Raw genomic sequence first — 17,322 nt, forward strand, 5'->3', positions numbered from 1 at the left:
GTCCGGGGGGGCTTGATAAGTTGTCATTTTTTAGAAGGATTAATGGCAACAAAAATATAGCCGCTTTAAGCGGCTATATTGATTTATAAGGGTTAAAGTAAATAGTTATACAGCTCCTAAAGTGTATAATTGTTCTAAGGTTGGTGTTTTACTACCACCAGTAGGTTCTAATGTTATTCCAAACGCTTGAGATTCGTTTGGGTTGTTTATAGTAAATATTTTACTATCGTTTGCTGTAAAGTTATCTATGGTACCTAAACTAGTAGGAGAAAGCGGATCAAGTTTTAAAGACCATACTTGGTATACTTTTCCTTCTGGTGGATCAGGTAAGCCTTGAACATCTAAATAAATATTTTTAGAGTTTTTGTTCCAGTATACTTTTGCATAAGCTTCAGGGTATACTTTCTGTCCTTGTAAAGGAACCGTAACAATGTCTTTGCTTCTTATTACTGCTAAAAGCTTTTTGTTTTCAGTTAAATGAGCATTAGTTTTGTCTAATTGAATTTCATATTGCTCTTTAGCCTCATTAATAGTGTCTATTTGACCTTGTAAATTAGCACTCTTATTTAACGATAAAATTAAAGTACTACCAACAACTAAGGCAGCAGCCCACCCAGTATAAGTTACCCAATTATTTTTTGATGTTTGTAAAGGAATTGTCTTTGCTGAATCTTCTTTTTCTTGTAACATTTTTATTAAAACGTCTTTAAAAGAATTTTTAGCATCTTTAGGAGCAACATGAGAAGTAAGAATAGAAATAGACTTTTCAATCTCTTTTACCTCTTCTAAAACCTCAGGATGTTCCATCATCAAACCGTATACCTGCTCATTTTCTTTGTCAGAAAGAGCACCAGCTATATATAGTTCTAATATTCCAGATTCTATGTGTTTATTTGTAGCCATTATTTAAGCATAAGTCTTAATTCGTTAATACAATTTCGGCTTCTAGTTTTTACAGTACCAAGAGGCATTTTTAAACTTTCAGAAACTTCCTTTTGTGTAAAGCCTTTAAAATAAAGAAGCTCTATTACCTTAATACAAGTGTCTTTTAATTTGTTTACAAAGTTTTTAATACCAATTGCATCTGTTTTAGAGTCCAAGCTATCGTGATTCTCTAATATATCTACGAAAAATTCGGCATCAAGGTTTTTCGAACTGTTCTTAAAGTTTTTAGATCTTGTTTTATCAATAGCTGCATTTCGAGCAATATTGATAATCCAAGTAAAAAAACGTCCTTTTTTTTCAGAATAAGTGTTTGCGTTATTCCAAGCTTTTATAAAAACATCTTGTGTTATTTCTTCAGCTATTGTTTGATCTCTAACAATATTGAAAACTACACCAGTAACGCTTTGTTTATACATTTCGTAGAGGCTTTCAAAAGCTTTTACATCTTTGTTTTTAAAATTTTTAACGAGGGATTCTACTTGCATATAGTTAATTGATTGGAGTACAAAATACTAAAAATCATTTAGACTTTTGATTGATAGCACATAAACGTATGATTTTATTAATTCGTTTTGTTCTTGTAACTTCTCTTTTAGCTTTATGTATCCAGTATAAGTAGTTCTTATGGTAAGACGGAGTAAAGTTTTGATAGTTGTTAAAAGTAGTTGAATTTTTTTAAAATTCAATTTGTAAGTCTAATAATCATTTTCGCCATTTAGTGTCTGTTTTAAAATAAAGAAGAGGTTTGTTATTCATGTTTCCAATTTACAAAACAAAAAAGAGAATGAAGTTGTGTTCATTCTCTTTTTTTGATGCTAATAGCTTGTTTTGTTATTATTTTATTAACTCGTAGCTACGTTTGATAAAGTTGGTTAACTCTTCACCATGTAATAGGTTTTGAGATAATTTAGCTAAATCAAATGCTTGTGTAACTAATTGTTTTTGCTTGTCTTCATCAGCATTTAATATTTCCGATACTAATTCGTGATTCGTATTTACTACTAAGTTATACATTTCTGGCATGTTACCCATTCCCATCATTCCACCTCCACCAGTAGCACTCATTTCTTTCATACGACGCATGAATTCTGGTACTGTAATTATGAAAGGAGAAGCACTAGAATCCATAGCTTCTAATTGTACTGTATAACTTGTGTTATTCACAGCTCCTTCAATAACAGGTTTTAATTTCTCTTTTTCTTCGTCAGAAAGTTTAGAAATTACTGTATCGTCTTTTTTAATTAAGTTGTCAATATGGTCAGCATCTACACGTTTGAATTGTACTTTAGCATCGCCAGACTCCATTTCTAATTTTTGCATTAAATGCGAAACGATAGGAGAGTCTAACAACAATACTTCATAGCCTTTGGCTTTTGCATCTTCAATATAACTGTGTTGCGCATCTTTATTGGCGGCATATAAAACGATGTGATTTCCATCTTTATCAGTTTGAGCATCTTTAGTTTTTTCAACTAACTCATCAAACGTAAAGAATTTATCATCAACAGTAGGGTATAAGGCAAACTTCTTTGCTTTGCTAAAGAATTTCTCTTCCGATAACATTCCGTACTCAATAATAACCTTGATGTCGTTCCATTTTTGTTCGAAATCTTCACGGTTATTTTTGAATAAAGATGAAAGTTTATCTGCTACTTTTTTAGTGATGTATCCAGAAATCTTTTTAACAGCTCCGTCTGCTTGTAAATAAGAACGAGAAACGTTTAATGGAATGTCTGGAGAATCAATTACTCCTTTTAACATTTGTAAGAAATCAGGAACAATTCCTTCTACATTATCCGTTACAAATACTTGGTTTTGGTACAATTGGATTTTATCCTTTTGCATATCCAAGTTCTGTGTTAACTTAGGGAAGTATAAAATTCCGGTTAAGTTAAATGGATAGTCTACATTTAAGTGAATATGGAATAAAGACTCCTCAAATTGCATTGGATACAACTCACGGTAGAAGTTTTTATAATCTTCATCTTCTAAATCTGCTGGTTTTTTTGTCCAAGCAGGATCTGTGTTGTTGATAATGTTATCAACAGTTATTGTTTCTGGTTTTGCATCTTCAGCAGCACCTTCTGGTAAAGGTAAAGTTTCCTCTTTAGTTCCAAACTTAATTGGGACTTGGTTAAAACGGTTGTATTTAGTTAACAATCCGCTGATTTTACCTTCTTCTAAAAATTCAGTTGAATCTTCAGCAATATGTAATACGATTTCTGTACCTCTGTCAGCTTTGTCGTGTTCTACTAAAGTATATTCAGGAGAACCATCACATGTCCAGTGAGCAGCAGGCTCGTCTTTGAACGATTTGGTGAAAATTTCTACTTTATCAGCCACCATAAAAGCTGAATAGAAACCTAATCCGAAGTGGCCAATAACACCTGTTTCGTTTTTGTCGTCTTTGTATTTTTCTAAGAACTCTTCAGCTCCAGAAAAAGCAATTTGGTTGATGTATTTTTCAACCTCTTCCATGGTCATACCAAGACCTTGGTCTTTAATAGTTAAGGTTTTTGCATCTTTATCAATGCTTATTTCAATTTTAGCGTCGCCTAATTCTGTTTTAGCTTCACCAATTGAGATAAGGTGTTTTAATTTAGTAGTAGCGTCAGTTCCGTTAGAAATTAACTCACGTAAAAAGATTTCGTGGTCAGAATACAAGAATTTTTTAATCAGTGGAAATATATTTTCAACCGATACATTAATGTTTCCTTTACTCATAAGTATATATTTTGTTTGATATTATTTTCTGTGGATTGAATAGACAAAAAAAATACCAATTAAAAATTAGTGACAAGATGACAGATATACTTCGTTTATATAGAAATTTATTTCCTGTTGCTGTTCTCTAATTTTTTCTACCAAAGTAAATTGATTAATAGCTCTATCTAAATTATGTTCAGAATGTTTAGTTTTATAATAAACATCATTATTTAGGTAATCAGTTAAAAATTCTTCTGGAGTATTGGTTACTTCTTGACAAATAAACGCTACCTTAATTTTGTTTTGAAGTTTAGGTAAGTACAAGGCTTTTATGGTCGCTAAAAAATCTTGTCGAACCACAAAAACCATTTTTTTAAAACCGTGTTTAATAGCATCATAAATAGAAAAATCGATAATCGCTTCGTTTTCATTACTAGTAGCGTCCAATTGCTTTAATCCGCCATATCGAGTTCCTATACCAGCAGCAAGAACAACTAAAGTCATAATATTTATTTAAAAAGCCCAATATAATTTAATATGATTGATTATTTTGGTCGACATTAAATTTTATTTCATGAATCTAACTACGATTGACTATACTTTTATCTTTATTTTTTTCAGTATCACATTAGGAATAGGAATTTGGGTTTCGAAAAAATCAAAACAAAGTGCTTCTGAGTATTTTTTATCGGGTAGAAATATGCCTTGGTGGTTATTGGGAGTTTCAATGGTAGCTACAACTTTTTCGACTGATACTCCTAATTTAGTAACCGATATTGTTAGAACCAATGGTGTTTCTGGAAACTGGGTTTGGTGGGCTTTCTTGCTAACAGGAATGTTAACGGTTTTTATTTATGCGAAATTATGGAGAAAGAGCCAGTCAACAACAGATTTAGAGTTTTATGAGCTTAGATATGGAGGAAAACCAGCTAAGTTTTTAAGAGGGTTTCGGTCACTATACCTTGGAATATTTTTTAATGTTTTAGCAATGGCTGGTGTAACTTTAGCTGCTATAAAAATAGGGGAGGTAATGTTAGGTTTAACTCCAATTCAAACAATAGGAATTGCTTCGGTAGTTACGGTTATTTTTAGTGCTATTGGTGGATTCAAAGGGGTGGTGTACACCGATTTTTTATTGTTTTTTGTTGCGATGATTGGTGCTGTTGGAGCTGCTGTGGTTGCTGTAAACCATCCTGAAGTAGATGGTCTAGAGAATTTGTTAACACATCCTAATGTAGTAGATAAGTTATCAATTTTACCAGATTTTAACAATAAGGAACTACTTATATCAATTTTTATTATTCCGTTAGCAGTGCAGTGGTGGAGCGCATGGTATCCTGGAGCAGAACCTGGAGGTGGAGGGTATATAGCCCAAAGAATGCTGGCTTCTAAAGACGAAAACCATGCTATTGGAGCAACTTTTTTCTTTAACATTTTACATTATGCTTTACGTCCATGGCCGTGGATTATTGTTGCATTGGCTTCATTGGTGGTATTTCCTGATTTAGCGAGTATAAAAGAAGCTTTTCCGAATGTGTCAGATGACAAATTAGGGCATGATTTAGCATATCCAGCTATGTTAACGTTTTTACCTAGCGGATTAGCAGGTATTGTACTTACATCGTTAGTAGCAGCATACATGAGTACAATTTCTACCCATTTAAATTGGGGAGCTTCTTATATAGTAAATGATTTTTACAAGCAAAATATAAATCCAAATGCTAATGAAAAAACATTGGTAAATGTTGGGAAATTAGCAACAGTAGTTTTAATGATTTTTAGTGCAATATTAGCTTTATTATTTACCAATGCGTTAGAGATCTTTAAATTTATATTAATGTTTGGTGCAGGTACTGGACTTATATTTTTATTGCGTTGGTTTTGGTGGCGTATCAATGCGTGGAGTGAGATTTCGGCAATGATAGCATCAGGAATTTTTTCTTTAATCTTTTATTTTAATTCAGAATATTTATTTGGAAAAGAAGGAGTGTTTGAAAGTTATTGGCAATTTCCGTTAGTGGTGTTGTGTACCACAATTGTTTGGGTGTTGGTAACAATATTAACGAAGCCAGAAGATGATGAAGTACTGATTAGCTTTTATAAAAAGATTCAACCTAAAAAAGCAGGATGGAAGTATGTTTTAGATAAAGCAAAGGAGCATAATATTTCGTTGGAGGAAAAGGAAGAAACAGTGAATTTAGGAAATGGATTATTAGCGTCCTTTACTGGTTGTATTTTAGTTTTTAGTAGTTTGTTTGCTACAGGAAATTGGATTTACGGAAATTATACAATTGCTATGGTGTTAACAGGAATTGCATTCGTAACAGTATATATTCTACTGGGGTTGTGGAAGAGGATTAAAGTGAATTTTCTATAAAACAGATAAAAATAAATACTAAAAAAACACTAACTCGTTACAAGTTAGTGTTTTTTGATTATAGATTAAATATCTCTTAACATTTCTGATTTGTTTTTGTTTTTCCATGTTCCGGCTGTAAAATCTGGAACTTTAACTGAGCTACTATTTTGGGCTACAGATAATTCTGAAAGAGGCGCAATAGTACTCCATAAAACGCTATCATATACATTAATATCTAATGGTAAACCTTCATTTAAACACCTAATTAAACGGTAAATCATTACAAAATCCATCCCTCCGTGTCCCACAGAGTTGTCTGAAATTTGTGTTTTTAGTTTGTCCCAAAGCGGAAGGTTGTATTTTTCTCTGTATTCTTTGTATTCTTCTGGTTTTAACCATTCGTGTCCCCACCAAGCTAATTCTTCATCATTATTATAGCAACAATTTTCTAGCATTATACAATGCTTTTGTGTGCGTTCTGCTGTTTCTATTAATTTCCAACAATCTTCTAGCGTATAAGCTACAGGAACCTCGCAGGCTACATGCTTGCCTTGTTCCATTCCATATAAAGCAATTGGCGTATGCTATTCTCAAGGAGTAGCAATTATTAATAAATCTATATCATCACGTTCAACAACTTTTTTCCACTCTTCAGGATTGCCTTAGTATGCTTTGGCAGTCCTACCGTGTATTTTTTGTAAATGTTCATTTAGTTTATCTATTTTTTATTTACGTAAATCAGAAACAGCTACAATTTCAACGTTATCATTTTTTACCAACCAATCAAACATTTGTACTAACACTTGTCCACGGTTTCCACAGCCAATAATTCCAACATTGACTTTGTCTATTTTTGAGCTGTTAAGGCAAAAGCAGTTCCTTTTGAAGTTTTATTCAATAAAGAAATGGTTTTGTCACTAGCTTCTTCTTTACAAGAAAAGGCAGTAGACAAACCAAAAAAACATAGCGGCTTTGGTTGATAATGAGAGGAAATCTTTTCTGTTCATAAATAATTAGTTAATATTTGTACTTTTATGTCTTTTTGTAAAGGTATTAATTAATTACTATTTTTGCAGGCTGCAATTGACAACAACAAAATAATCAACATAAAAAAATATGTATAGTTCAAAAATTACAGGATTAGGTTATTATGTTCCTGAGAACGTAGTGACTAACGATGACTTGACTCAGTTCATGGAGACGAGTGATGAATGGATTCAGGAAAGAACTGGTATCAAAGAGCGTCGTTGGATTGACCCAAAAACTTCTGATGACTCTACATCAGTAATGGGAGCTAAAGCCGCTAAAATAGCCATAGAGCGTGCTGGATTGACTAAAGATGATATTGATTTTATCATTTTTGCTACGTTGAGTCCTGAATTATATTTTCCAGGAGGTGGAGTACAAATTCAAGATTTATTAGATATGCCTACTATTGGAGCATTAGATGTACGTAATCAATGTTCTGGATTTATTTATTCACTTTCTGTAGCCGATCAGTTTATTAAAACAGGAATGTATAAAAATGTTTTAGTAATTGGTTCTGAAAATCACTCAGGTGGTTTAGAACGTTCTACACGTGGTCGTGGAGTTACTGTAATTTTTGGGGATGGAGCAGGAGCAGCTGTTTTATCTCGTTCAGAAGAGGAAGGAAAAGGGATTTTATCTTCTCACTTACATTCTGAAGGAAAGTTTGCGAAAGAATTAATGCTAGAAGGGCCTTCAACAGGACGTTGGGTTCCTGAAATCATAGAGGCCAATGACCCAGATGATACTTCGTATTATCCATATATGAACGGTCAATTTGTATTTAAACATGCGGTTGTTCGTTTTTCAGAAGCAATCGTTGAAGGTTTACAAGCAAACGGATTGCAAAAAGAGGATATTGATATGTTAATTCCTCATCAAGCGAACTTACGTATTGCGCAGTTTATTCAAAAGAAGTTCCAGTTGTCTGACGACAAGGTGTATAACAATATTATGAAGTATGGTAATACGACTGCTGCGTCAGTTATTATTGCATTGACAGAAGCTTGGGAAGAAGGAAAAATCAACGATGGTGATTTAGTAGTATTAGCGGCTTTTGGTAGCGGATTTACTTGGGGATCGGTAGTGATTCGCTGGTAATTTTAGTCTAGATATAAAATAGAAAAACCGAAGTATTAACTTCGGTTTTTCTTTTCAAATAATTCTACAATTGTAGGTTTATATAAATCCTCTACCTCCTTGGGTTTCGTTATTATCACGTTGTTTTCTAGCGCGGGCTTTATTTTTTCCTCCACCAAACCTGTAGTTAAATCCGATATAAGCAGTTCTGCTTTCCCATTTAAAGCGTCCGTTTTGAACAAAAGGTCTTTCAGAGTTAAACTTAAATCTCATGTCATTAAAAATGTCATTAACTCTAAGGTTAATATTTCCTTTTCCTTTAAGAATACTATAATTAGCACCAATATTTACCATTTTCATAGGGTCAACATTCCATTGAATGTCTTCTCTCGGACCTCTGTACATTGCAAACAATTGTAAACGTAATTTTTTAGATACTGTAAAACTATTACTTATACGTGCATTAAAAATGTCTGTTTTAACTTCAATAGTTGGTGAGTTCGGGTCGCTTAAATCAGTAGTTCCAAATTGCTTTTGAGAATAATAATCCATACTAGCATTTGCTCTCCACCATTTCGCAATCTTATAACTAGCAGAAAATTCTAAACCGTAAGCATCTGTGTCATCAAAATTAGCAAAAGTTAATATTTGCCTGGTGTTTGTTTCATCTAAAGAATCCATATAGGTGGCTCTGTTAATTACGTCTGTAATATTTCTGTAAAAGCTACCTAATGTTATTGAGCCTCCTTTTATTTTACGAGTATAGTTAAATTCAACCGAGTTTGTAAATTGAGGTACTAGATCAGGGTTACCAACCGAGGTAATTAAAGGAGTACTCCATTCTCTAATAGGGTTAACTTGTTGTATTCCTGGTCTATCAACTCTTTTACTATAGCTTAACTGAAATTGATCTGCATCATTAGGATTGTAAGTAAAAAAAGCTGAAGGATATACACTGAAAATATCATCGGTAACTTTATCATTTTTTACATCACCATTTACGTCTAGTCCTGTAAAATTCCCTTCAATTTCATATTGCTCAAAACGAGCACCTAATTGCATAGCTAATTTACCAAACTTGTGTCCATAATTTATATAAGCAGAATAAATATCTCTGTCATAAGTAAAATAAGAGTCTCCTACGTCTCTATATGTTTTATTACCATTAATATCTTCTAATACGATTTGTTGGTTTGTAAGGTTAATGTTGTCTGTACTGTTTACTCGATACTCTAAACCTAATTCAAGTTTACCGTTTTTAGAGATAGGGTTTGTATAATCTAAATTTACTAATGTACTTTTTCTATCATTATTAATATCATTGAAGTAATCAGGTTGAGTACCTTCTAAGAAATAGTTATTTAAATAGTTTGGTGCATCGTTTATAGAATAGTTAGCTTCAAACTCGATAGAGTGACCTTCTTTTTCAAAATCATGTTTATAATTTACATTGTAAGCTTGATTGTGACTTTCATTGTTTTGAGTGTTAGGTGAATGCTCAATTAAATCACCGTTATTATCTGTAATTATAGCGCGTCCACTTGCATCACTAGTAAACCAATTTTGAGTTGTGTATAATGATAAAGTGTTTTTATCATCTAAATAAATATCGGCTCCAATTTTAAACAAGTGAGATTCATTGTCGTTTGTAAAAATAAAGTCTTGATAATTTTCTCCAGGTCTACTAATGTATCCAAAATTGTAATTATCACCACCTCTAAAACCATAGTTACCAAAAAAGTTCACTTTTCCTGTTTTATAATTCATGTTTGTAGAAGCATTGTAACGAACATAATGACCAGCTTCAACTCCAGTATTTATAGAACCATTAAAGCCTATATTGGCATTTTTATTAAGAATGATATTAATAATACCACTCATTCCTTCAGGGTTGTATTTAGCAGAAGGATTGGTAATTAACTCAACACTTTTAATAGATGATGAAGGTATTTGTTTTAATAACTCAGAAGCAGGAATGTTGGTAGGTTTACCATCAACTAATACACGTACATTTTCGTTACCACGCAAACTAATGTTACCTGATTGGCTATCAACACTTACAGATTGTACGTTATTTAATAAATCAGAAGCAGTAGCTCCTGCTGAGGTCAAATCTTTACCAACATTAATTACTTTTCTATCTACTTTTTGAGTTACTGAAGAAGTTTCTGCTCTAATTTCTACTTCATCTAAAGTAGTGCTATCTTCCTCTAGAGGAATAGTGCCCAAATTAACATTGCTTGATTTACGACTTACAGAAATAGACTTAGAGAAGGTTTTATATCCTATAAATTGGACTTCAACAATGCTGTTACCTTCAGGGATGTTTTTTATAGAAAATAAGCCATTATCATCAGTAATTCCACCAGTAATAATTTTTTTGGCAGCATCTTTGATTATAATATTTACATAGGGAAGGGGTTGTTTGGTTGTTTGATCGACTACTTTACCAGTAATAACTCCTGGTTTTGGTAGGCTACTTTTAGGCATTTGTGCATAAATACTTGTAGTAAATACAGCTAAAAGTATTAGTAATATGTTTTTCATTTTTGTTGTTTTGAATTGTTTAGATGCTTAATAGACTCTTTATTACCTAACTTTGTTACTTAACTTAAGAGAGTTTAACGTATTATTAACAGAAAATGAAAAAACGAACTTTGGTACTAGGAGCCTCTTTAAAATCCTCTAGATATTCGAATATAGCTATTAAAAGGCTAAGAGATAATGGAATAGAAACTGTAGCAATTGGTTTACAAAAAGGAACTGTAGCTGATGTTATTATTGAAACAGAGAATATTTTTTTTGAAGATGTTGACACTGTAACTTTATACTTGAACCCAGAACGTCAGAAATCATATTATGAGTATATAGTTCACCTACAACCTCGTAGAGTGATTTTTAACCCAGGAACTGAAAATATTGAGTTTATGGAGTTGTTAAAAGAAAATGGTATTGAGAGTGAAATAGCATGTACTTTGGTACTTCTATCAACAAAGCAGTATTAATTTAAAATTTCAACAGGAAAAGAATTAGTACTATATCGTTTCCCTGCTTCCGCTAATTCAGTATTCTTAAAAACTGTTTGAGCCTCAGTTTTAAAATCGTTAATGTTTTTATACCTGTTAGAATAATGCCCAATAATTAATTTGTTTGCATTTGCTTGGTTAGCAATAGAGGCAGCTTGTTCCGCAGTTGAGTGCTTAGTTTTATCACATAAATCCTCTCTATCTTTTAAAAATGTAGCTTCATGGTATAGCAAGTCTACATCTTTAATGATAGGAACAATGTCTGGTTTATAGGCTGTATCACTACAAAAAGCAAAACTTAAAGGTTTAGGTGGATCAATTGTGAGTTCTTCATTAGGAATTACTTCTCCTGTAGAGAGTATAAAGTCTTTACCAGCTTTAATGTTATGAAAGTCACAAGTTTCTATTTCATCATATTGTTGAATATTCTCAATGTGTAACTTTCTAAGTTTAGGTTTTTCTGTAAATAAGAAACCGTTAGTGTAGACTCTATGATTTAAAGGAATGGTTCTTACAGAAACCTTATCATCTTCAAAAATAAGCTCACTTTCTTTAGATTCTAATTCATGAAAAATAATAGGATATTTAGTCCATGATTTTGAAACTTTTAACTGAAGTGTTGTAGCCTCTTTAATTCCTTTGGGTCCATAAATATGTAATTCTTTTTCTCTGTTTAGAATCCCAAAAGTAGCAATGAGTCCAACTAAACCAAAAAAGTGATCACCATGCAAATGAGAAATAAAAATATGATTGATTTTTGAAAAACCAACCTTGTATTTTCGCATTTGACGTTGCGTACCCTCTCCGCAATCAATTAAAAAATGACGATTGTTAATTTCTAAATATTGGGAAGTAGGATAGGCGTTAACTCTTGGGGTAGCAGAATGACAACCTAAAACAGTTAAGTGTAAGCTCATTTATTTAATTACAAAGCGTTTTGAAATTATTTCTTTATTGCTTTGTATTGCATAAATGTACATTCCAGATTTTAAGTCATTACGTTGAAACGGAAAAGAATTACGTCCTTTTACAGCTTTTAATTCTTTATTATAAACTGTTTTACCTAACACGTTTCTAACAGTTAAAATTACTGTTTGACTATGTTTCGCGTTAAAGTAAATGGTAGTGTTATTTGTAAAAGGGTTAGGGGATGCCACCAACTTCTCGATTGATTTTTCTTGGGAAAAACCAACGGAAATAGCTAAGAAAAAAGTTATAAAAAGTATTTTTTTTACCATAAATTATCATTTAGGGGATGGATAATTATTTAAAAATATAAGGTTAAAAACCTAAATCACGTTGAATTTCTTCCATTTCAATCACATCTTCTGCCTCTACCAAAGTAGGAACGATGTTAAAAGTTTCAGGAAAATTATCAATAGTAACATCTTTAGACACAACTACAAAAGATGTGCCATTGTTTTGATGTTGTTCCGCGTATTTCAAAAATAGCAAAATATTTTTGTTAGAGGCATTAAATTGCTCTGAAATTACAAGAATCAGGTTTTTTCCTGTAAGAGTAACATATTCTTTTTCAAAACTTTCTAAGAAATCTGAAAAGGAATTTTCATCAGAAGTTATTAATGTGTAATCTGTTTTTTGCTCTGCTTTCATGTTTACCTTTTTATTTGTTGTGCTAACAAATAAATAACTGCCATACGAACAGCAACTCCATTTTCTACTTGGTTTAGAATAATTGATTGATCACTGTCGGCAACATCACTTGTTAGTTCTACACCTCTGTTAATAGGTCCTGGGTGCATTATGACAATTTTTTTGCCAAGATTGTCTAAAATTTCTTTGTTGATACCAAAAAGCTGTGTGTACTCTCTTGTTGATGGGAAATATTTAATATCCATACGTTCATGTTGTACACGTAATACATTAGCAACATCACACCACTCTAAAGCTTTTTTAAGGTTGGTTTCTACTTCAACTCCTAAACTTGAAATGTATCTAGGAATTAACGTACTAGGTCCGCAAACTTTTACTTTAGCTCCTTGTAATTGTAGTGCAAAAATATTTGATAAAGCTACACGTGAGTGTAAAACATCACCTACAATTACAATTTTCTTTCCTTTTAAGTCGCTATTTAAAGCTTCACGCATTGAAAAACTATCTAACAAGGCTTGTGTTGGGTGTTCGTGTGTACCATCACCAGCATTAATAATTTTAGCATCTACATGGTTTGATAAGAAAATTCCTGCCCCTACATTTGAATGGCGCATCACAACAATATCAACTTTCATCGACAAAATATTGTTAACAGTATCAATTAAAGTTTCTCCTTTTTTTACTGAAGATTGCCCAGCAGAAAAATTAATAACATCAGCAGATAAACGTTTTTCAGCTAATTCAAAAGAAAGCTTTGTACGTGTGCTATTTTCAAAAAATAAATTAGCAATTGTAATATCACGTAACGAAGGAACCTTTTTTATAGGTCGGTTAATGACTTCTTTAAAATGAGCGGCAGTTTCAAAAATAAGCTCAAGGTCATTTTTGTTAAGGTATTTAATTCCTAATAAATGTTCAACACTTAACTGCTTCATCTTAGTTTGTTTTTTTAATCATAACTAATCAAGCTTTGAGGGCTTGGGTTCAAGGTAAATTGTATCTTCTTTGTGAGTTTCTTGCCAACAAACAACTACTTTTTCTTCGTTGATGGCATCTACTTGTCTTCCACGGTAATTAGGTTGAATTGGTAAATGACGACTAAAACGGCGATCAATTAATACCAATAATTCGATGTTGTCAGGTCTTCCGTACGATTGTAATGCCGTTAAAGCACTTCGTACGCTTCTTCCTGAGTATAAAACATCATCAATAATTACCACTTTTTTGTCTTCAATTAAAAAGTCTATTTGAGTTGAAGTGGCTTCTAATGGTTCTTGTCTTCTGCGAAAATCATCACGATAAAAAGTAATATCTAACAAGCCTAATTTTAGGTCTTTAATTTGATACTCTTCTCTTAATAATTTAGCCAATCGATTAGCTAAATAAGAGCCTCTAGGTTGTAATCCTATTAAAACGGTATTAGAAAAATCGTTGTGATTCTCGATTAACTGACACGCTAATCGATGCAGAATGATTTCAATTTCTTTCGAAGTAAGTAGTGTTTTTCTGCTCATTTGTTGCTACCAAATTGGTTTGATAGTTCAACATTCAAAATTAAGGCAAAAATTTACGCTGACAAAATTAAACTTAATGAAACCTAAAACTAGGTCTATAAAATAATCTTTACATTTGCGCACTTTTACAAAAGACTCTTAGAAATTATGATGAAATATATTAAAAGTAAGAAGATTAATATAAAAGACGATTCGTTAGCAGGTATTACGGTATCGTTAGCAATGATACCAGAGGTAGTAGCTTTTGCTTTCGTAGCTCAAATTAGTCCTATTGTAGCTTTGTTTGGAGCTTTCGTGGTAGGAATTGTTTCCGCAATTTTTGGAGGAAGACCTGGTTTAATTTCAGGAGCAGCTGGGGCTGTGGCTGTAATTTTTGTAAACATGATACAAGAAGGACATGCAAAAGGACTGCTGTTTGATACTCCTGTAGAAAATATGGGATACTTTTATTTGCTAGCAGCTGTAGTTTTAATGGGGTTTATCCAAGTGCTAGCAGGACTATTTAAACTTGGAAAATTAGTTAGGCTAATTCCACATCCAGTAATGATGGGATTCGTAAATGGTTTAGCTATAGTTATTTTTATAGCTCAACTAGGAATGTTCAAAGAAAATAAGAAGGACATTTTTGGTCAAAATATGCGTAAAACTGAATCGAAAGAGTTGGTGTATAAAGTTGCAAATAATGAGGTACAAGATCTAGTATCAAGTGCTGCATTGTTTTCAATTAAAGGAAATTCAATTATAAATAATCAAACAAACCAAGAAGTTTTTGTAAAATCAGAAACACAAGTTTTTGACGCTAAAACAAAAAAGGTTGTTTTTAATATAGAAAATGACGGATTTTATTCAGTAAAAGATAGTGGGGTAGTAAAATCTACTTTACAAGGAACAAAGCTATATACTATGGTTGGGTTAGTGTTGTTAACGATGCTAATTATATGGTTGCTTCCAAAATTAACAACAAAAGTACCAGCAGCGTTAACAGCTATTTTAATTGTTACGTTTGTATCTATTTTCGGTGGATTAGAGTCTATAAATGTTGGAGATTTTATTAGAGATGGAGGAGGAGCTGGTTTAAATGGTTTTGATGAAATTTCTAAGAAAATGAATTTAGCAGAACTTTGGAGTAATTTGCCATTTAATTTAGACACTTTAAAGTTTATTGCACCGTATGCCTTTTTAGCAGCTTCAGTTGGGTTGATTGAAACGTTAATGACGATGAATTTAGTGGATGAGTTAACAGATTCAAGAGGTGATGGGAATAAAGAATGTGTAGCACAAGGAGCTGGAAATATGTTAAGCGGATTATTTGGTGGAACAGGTGGTTGTGGTATGATTGGTCAAACGGTAATTAATATTAATGCAGGTGGTAGAGGACGCTTATCAGGAGTTATGATGGCGGTTACTTTATTGATTTTTATTCTTTTTGCTGATAAATATATTGAACAAGTACCTATTGCAGCTTTAGTAGGAGTAATGTTTATGATGGTAATTGACACATTTGCATGGTCGAGCTTCAGAATTATGAACAAGATACCAAAATCGGATGCAATTGTATTAATTATAGTATCTGCGGTAACTGTAATTTTTGACTTGGCAATTGCTGTATTTGTTGGAGTTATTATTTCAGCATTAGTTTTTGCATGGGAAAATGCCAAGAAAATTAGAGCTAGAAAACGATTTAAAGAAGATGGAACTAAGATTTACGAAATTTGGGGTCCTTTATTTTTCGGAAGTATTACCGCTTTCAACGAAAAGTTTGATATTAAAAACGATCCAGCTAATGTGGAGATTGACTTTGTAGAATCTCGTATTTCTGATCATTCAGCTATTGAAGCCATTTTTATATTAGTTGAAAAATATCAAAAGGCAGAAAAAAAGGTAACCTTAAAACATTTAAGTGAAGATTGTAAGGTGTTGCTATATAAAGCAAGTCCGATTTTTGCTGATGTTATTGAAGAGGCGGTAGATGATCCTCGTTATCATTTAGCTGCGAATCCAGAAGATTTTCCAAAGCCTTTATCAGAATATAGTTTTTAAATCGCAGAGCGATTAAGTATAAAAAATCCCGCTACTAGCGGGATTTTTTATGTTTTATTTTTTCTGAAGTGGACTTATAATTTCCACATCACTAAAAGCAATAGCACCTCTAATAACGCTGTCAATTGTAGTTTTTAAAGCTTCTATCAATTGCATTTTTAATTGAGATTTGTGATAAATCAAGCTAACCTCACGTGCAGGAGAAGGTGTTTCAAATTCTCTTAAATGAGTTTTGTCTCGCTCATTTAAGTCCAAAGTATTTAAGTAAGGAAGTAATGTCATTCCTAAACCATCTTTAGATAACTTTATTAATGTATCAAAACTTCCACTTTCTAACTGAAAGTGATGTGTTGAACTTCTTTTATTTGTTCTACAAAGATTAATTACACTATCTTTAAAACAATGTCCGTCTTCTAACAATAAAATATCATCAACCTCTAAATCATCAACTTTTAATTTCTTTTGTTTAAATAAACGATGCTCGCTAGGAACCAAGCCAACAAAAGGTTCATAATATAGAACACGCTCTTTTATAGCTTCATTTTCTAATGGAGTTGCAGCAATAGCAGCATCTATATAACCATCCATTAACTTTCTAACAATTTCTTCTGTAGTTAATTCTTCAATAACTAATTGAACCTTAGGATAGTTTTTGCTAAACGTTTTTAAAAACATAGGAAGTAATGTGGGCATAATTGTAGGAATGATTCCTAATCTAAACTCACCACCAACATACCCTTTTTGTTGATGTACAATATCAATAATACGATTGCTTTCATCAACAATTACTTTGGCTTGTTCTACAATACGTTTACCAACTTCAGTTAATTCAATAGGTTTTTTAGAACGATTAAAAATTTTAGCATCTAATTCTTCTTCTAATTTCTGAATTTGCATACTTAACGTTGGTTGCGTGACAAAGCAATGTTCTGCAGCTATGGTGAAGTTTTTATATTCAGCAACGGCTAGTGTATATTTTAATTGTGTTATAGTCATTTCAATAATAATTTCT

General features: G+C 32.2%; 16 protein-coding genes and 1 pseudogene. 4 read left to right on the top strand and 13 right to left on the bottom strand.

Going from position 1 to position 17,322, the window contains the following annotated elements; translation table 11 throughout:
• Positions 1-105: 105 nt before the first annotated feature.
• From Q0663_RS05360 to Q0663_RS05380, 5 genes and pseudogenes are all read right to left on the bottom strand, one after another.
• Positions 106-903 carry an anti-sigma factor gene (locus Q0663_RS05360; RefSeq protein ID WP_299007581.1) on the bottom strand — a complete coding sequence of 266 codons (798 nt, stop codon included), beginning with the start codon at positions 901-903 and terminating at the stop codon, positions 106-108.
• Complete coding sequence (locus Q0663_RS05365; protein ID WP_299007585.1) at positions 903-1,430, bottom strand: sigma-70 family RNA polymerase sigma factor; 528 nt, start codon at positions 1,428-1,430, stop codon at positions 903-905. The genes Q0663_RS05360 and Q0663_RS05365 overlap by 1 nt, the downstream gene beginning before the upstream one ends.
• A 34-nt stretch (positions 1,431-1,464) precedes the next feature.
• Positions 1,465-1,605, bottom strand: a pseudogene (locus Q0663_RS05370) (YdeI/OmpD-associated family protein); the annotation flags it as partial.
• Positions 1,606-1,779: 174 nt separating this feature from the next.
• Positions 1,780-3,669, bottom strand: a complete 1,890-nt coding sequence (gene htpG, locus Q0663_RS05375) for a molecular chaperone HtpG (protein ID WP_299007588.1) — start codon at positions 3,667-3,669, stop codon at positions 1,780-1,782.
• A 66-nt stretch (positions 3,670-3,735) separates the two neighbouring features.
• Positions 3,736-4,155 carry a hypothetical protein gene (locus Q0663_RS05380; RefSeq protein ID WP_299007591.1) on the bottom strand — a complete coding sequence of 140 codons (420 nt, stop codon included), beginning with the start codon at positions 4,153-4,155 and terminating at the stop codon, positions 3,736-3,738.
• 70 nt (positions 4,156-4,225) lie between these two features.
• Here Q0663_RS05380 and Q0663_RS05385 point away from each other — a divergent pair, with 70 nt between their 5' ends.
• Complete coding sequence (locus Q0663_RS05385; RefSeq protein ID WP_299007594.1) at positions 4,226-6,028, top strand: sodium:solute symporter family protein; 1,803 nt, start codon at positions 4,226-4,228, stop codon at positions 6,026-6,028.
• Positions 6,029-6,093: 65 nt separating this feature from the next.
• Here the strand turns inward: Q0663_RS05385 and Q0663_RS05390 are convergent, their stop codons facing one another.
• Positions 6,094-6,585, bottom strand: coding sequence for a Gfo/Idh/MocA family oxidoreductase (locus tag Q0663_RS05390; RefSeq protein WP_299008078.1), 492 nt, complete (start codon positions 6,583-6,585; stop codon positions 6,094-6,096).
• 541 nt (positions 6,586-7,126) lie between these two features.
• Here Q0663_RS05390 and Q0663_RS05395 point away from each other — a divergent pair.
• Positions 7,127-8,137, top strand: coding sequence for a 3-oxoacyl-ACP synthase III family protein (locus Q0663_RS05395; RefSeq protein ID WP_299007597.1), 1,011 nt, complete (start codon positions 7,127-7,129; stop codon positions 8,135-8,137).
• 78 nt (positions 8,138-8,215) lie between these two features.
• Here the strand turns inward: Q0663_RS05395 and Q0663_RS05400 are convergent, their stop codons facing one another.
• A complete protein-coding gene (locus Q0663_RS05400; RefSeq protein WP_299007600.1) occupies positions 8,216-10,663 on the bottom strand; it encodes a TonB-dependent receptor in 2,448 nt (815 codons plus the stop codon).
• Between the two features lie 95 nt (positions 10,664-10,758).
• Here Q0663_RS05400 and Q0663_RS05405 point away from each other — a divergent pair, with 95 nt between their 5' ends.
• Positions 10,759-11,121, top strand: coding sequence for a CoA-binding protein (locus Q0663_RS05405; RefSeq protein WP_299007603.1), 363 nt, complete (start codon positions 10,759-10,761; stop codon positions 11,119-11,121).
• Here the strand turns inward: Q0663_RS05405 and Q0663_RS05410 are convergent.
• The 5 genes from Q0663_RS05410 to pyrR are packed head-to-tail and all read right to left on the bottom strand — an operon-like array spanning position 11,118 to position 14,270.
• A complete protein-coding gene (locus Q0663_RS05410) occupies positions 11,118-12,059 on the bottom strand; it encodes a ribonuclease Z (protein WP_299007606.1) in 942 nt (313 codons plus the stop codon). The two genes, Q0663_RS05405 and Q0663_RS05410, sit on opposite strands and share 4 nt — an antisense overlap.
• Positions 12,060-12,380, bottom strand: coding sequence for a T9SS type A sorting domain-containing protein (locus tag Q0663_RS05415; protein WP_299007609.1), 321 nt, complete (start codon positions 12,378-12,380; stop codon positions 12,060-12,062). It lies immediately after the preceding gene.
• A gap of 43 nt (positions 12,381-12,423) precedes the next feature.
• A complete protein-coding gene (locus Q0663_RS05420; protein ID WP_299007611.1) occupies positions 12,424-12,756 on the bottom strand; it encodes a hypothetical protein in 333 nt (110 codons plus the stop codon).
• A gap of 2 nt (positions 12,757-12,758) precedes the next feature.
• A complete protein-coding gene (locus Q0663_RS05425; protein ID WP_099213737.1) occupies positions 12,759-13,691 on the bottom strand; it encodes an aspartate carbamoyltransferase catalytic subunit in 933 nt (310 codons plus the stop codon).
• A 24-nt stretch (positions 13,692-13,715) separates the two neighbouring features.
• Complete coding sequence (gene pyrR / locus Q0663_RS05430; protein ID WP_299007630.1) at positions 13,716-14,270, bottom strand: bifunctional pyr operon transcriptional regulator/uracil phosphoribosyltransferase PyrR; 555 nt, start codon at positions 14,268-14,270, stop codon at positions 13,716-13,718.
• Between the two features lie 147 nt (positions 14,271-14,417).
• On the opposite strand from pyrR, the gene Q0663_RS05435 reads away from it, so the two are divergent.
• Complete coding sequence (locus Q0663_RS05435; RefSeq protein ID WP_299007633.1) at positions 14,418-16,310, top strand: SulP family inorganic anion transporter; 1,893 nt, start codon at positions 14,418-14,420, stop codon at positions 16,308-16,310.
• A gap of 54 nt (positions 16,311-16,364) precedes the next feature.
• On the opposite strand, the gene Q0663_RS05440 is transcribed toward Q0663_RS05435, so the two are convergent.
• Positions 16,365-17,306, bottom strand: a complete 942-nt coding sequence (locus Q0663_RS05440; RefSeq protein WP_099213734.1) for a hydrogen peroxide-inducible genes activator — start codon at positions 17,304-17,306, stop codon at positions 16,365-16,367.
• Between the last annotated feature and the right edge of the window lie 16 nt (positions 17,307-17,322).

The organism is uncultured Tenacibaculum sp. (assembly GCF_947504135.1).
Lineage (GTDB): Bacteria > Bacteroidota > Bacteroidia > Flavobacteriales > Flavobacteriaceae > Polaribacter.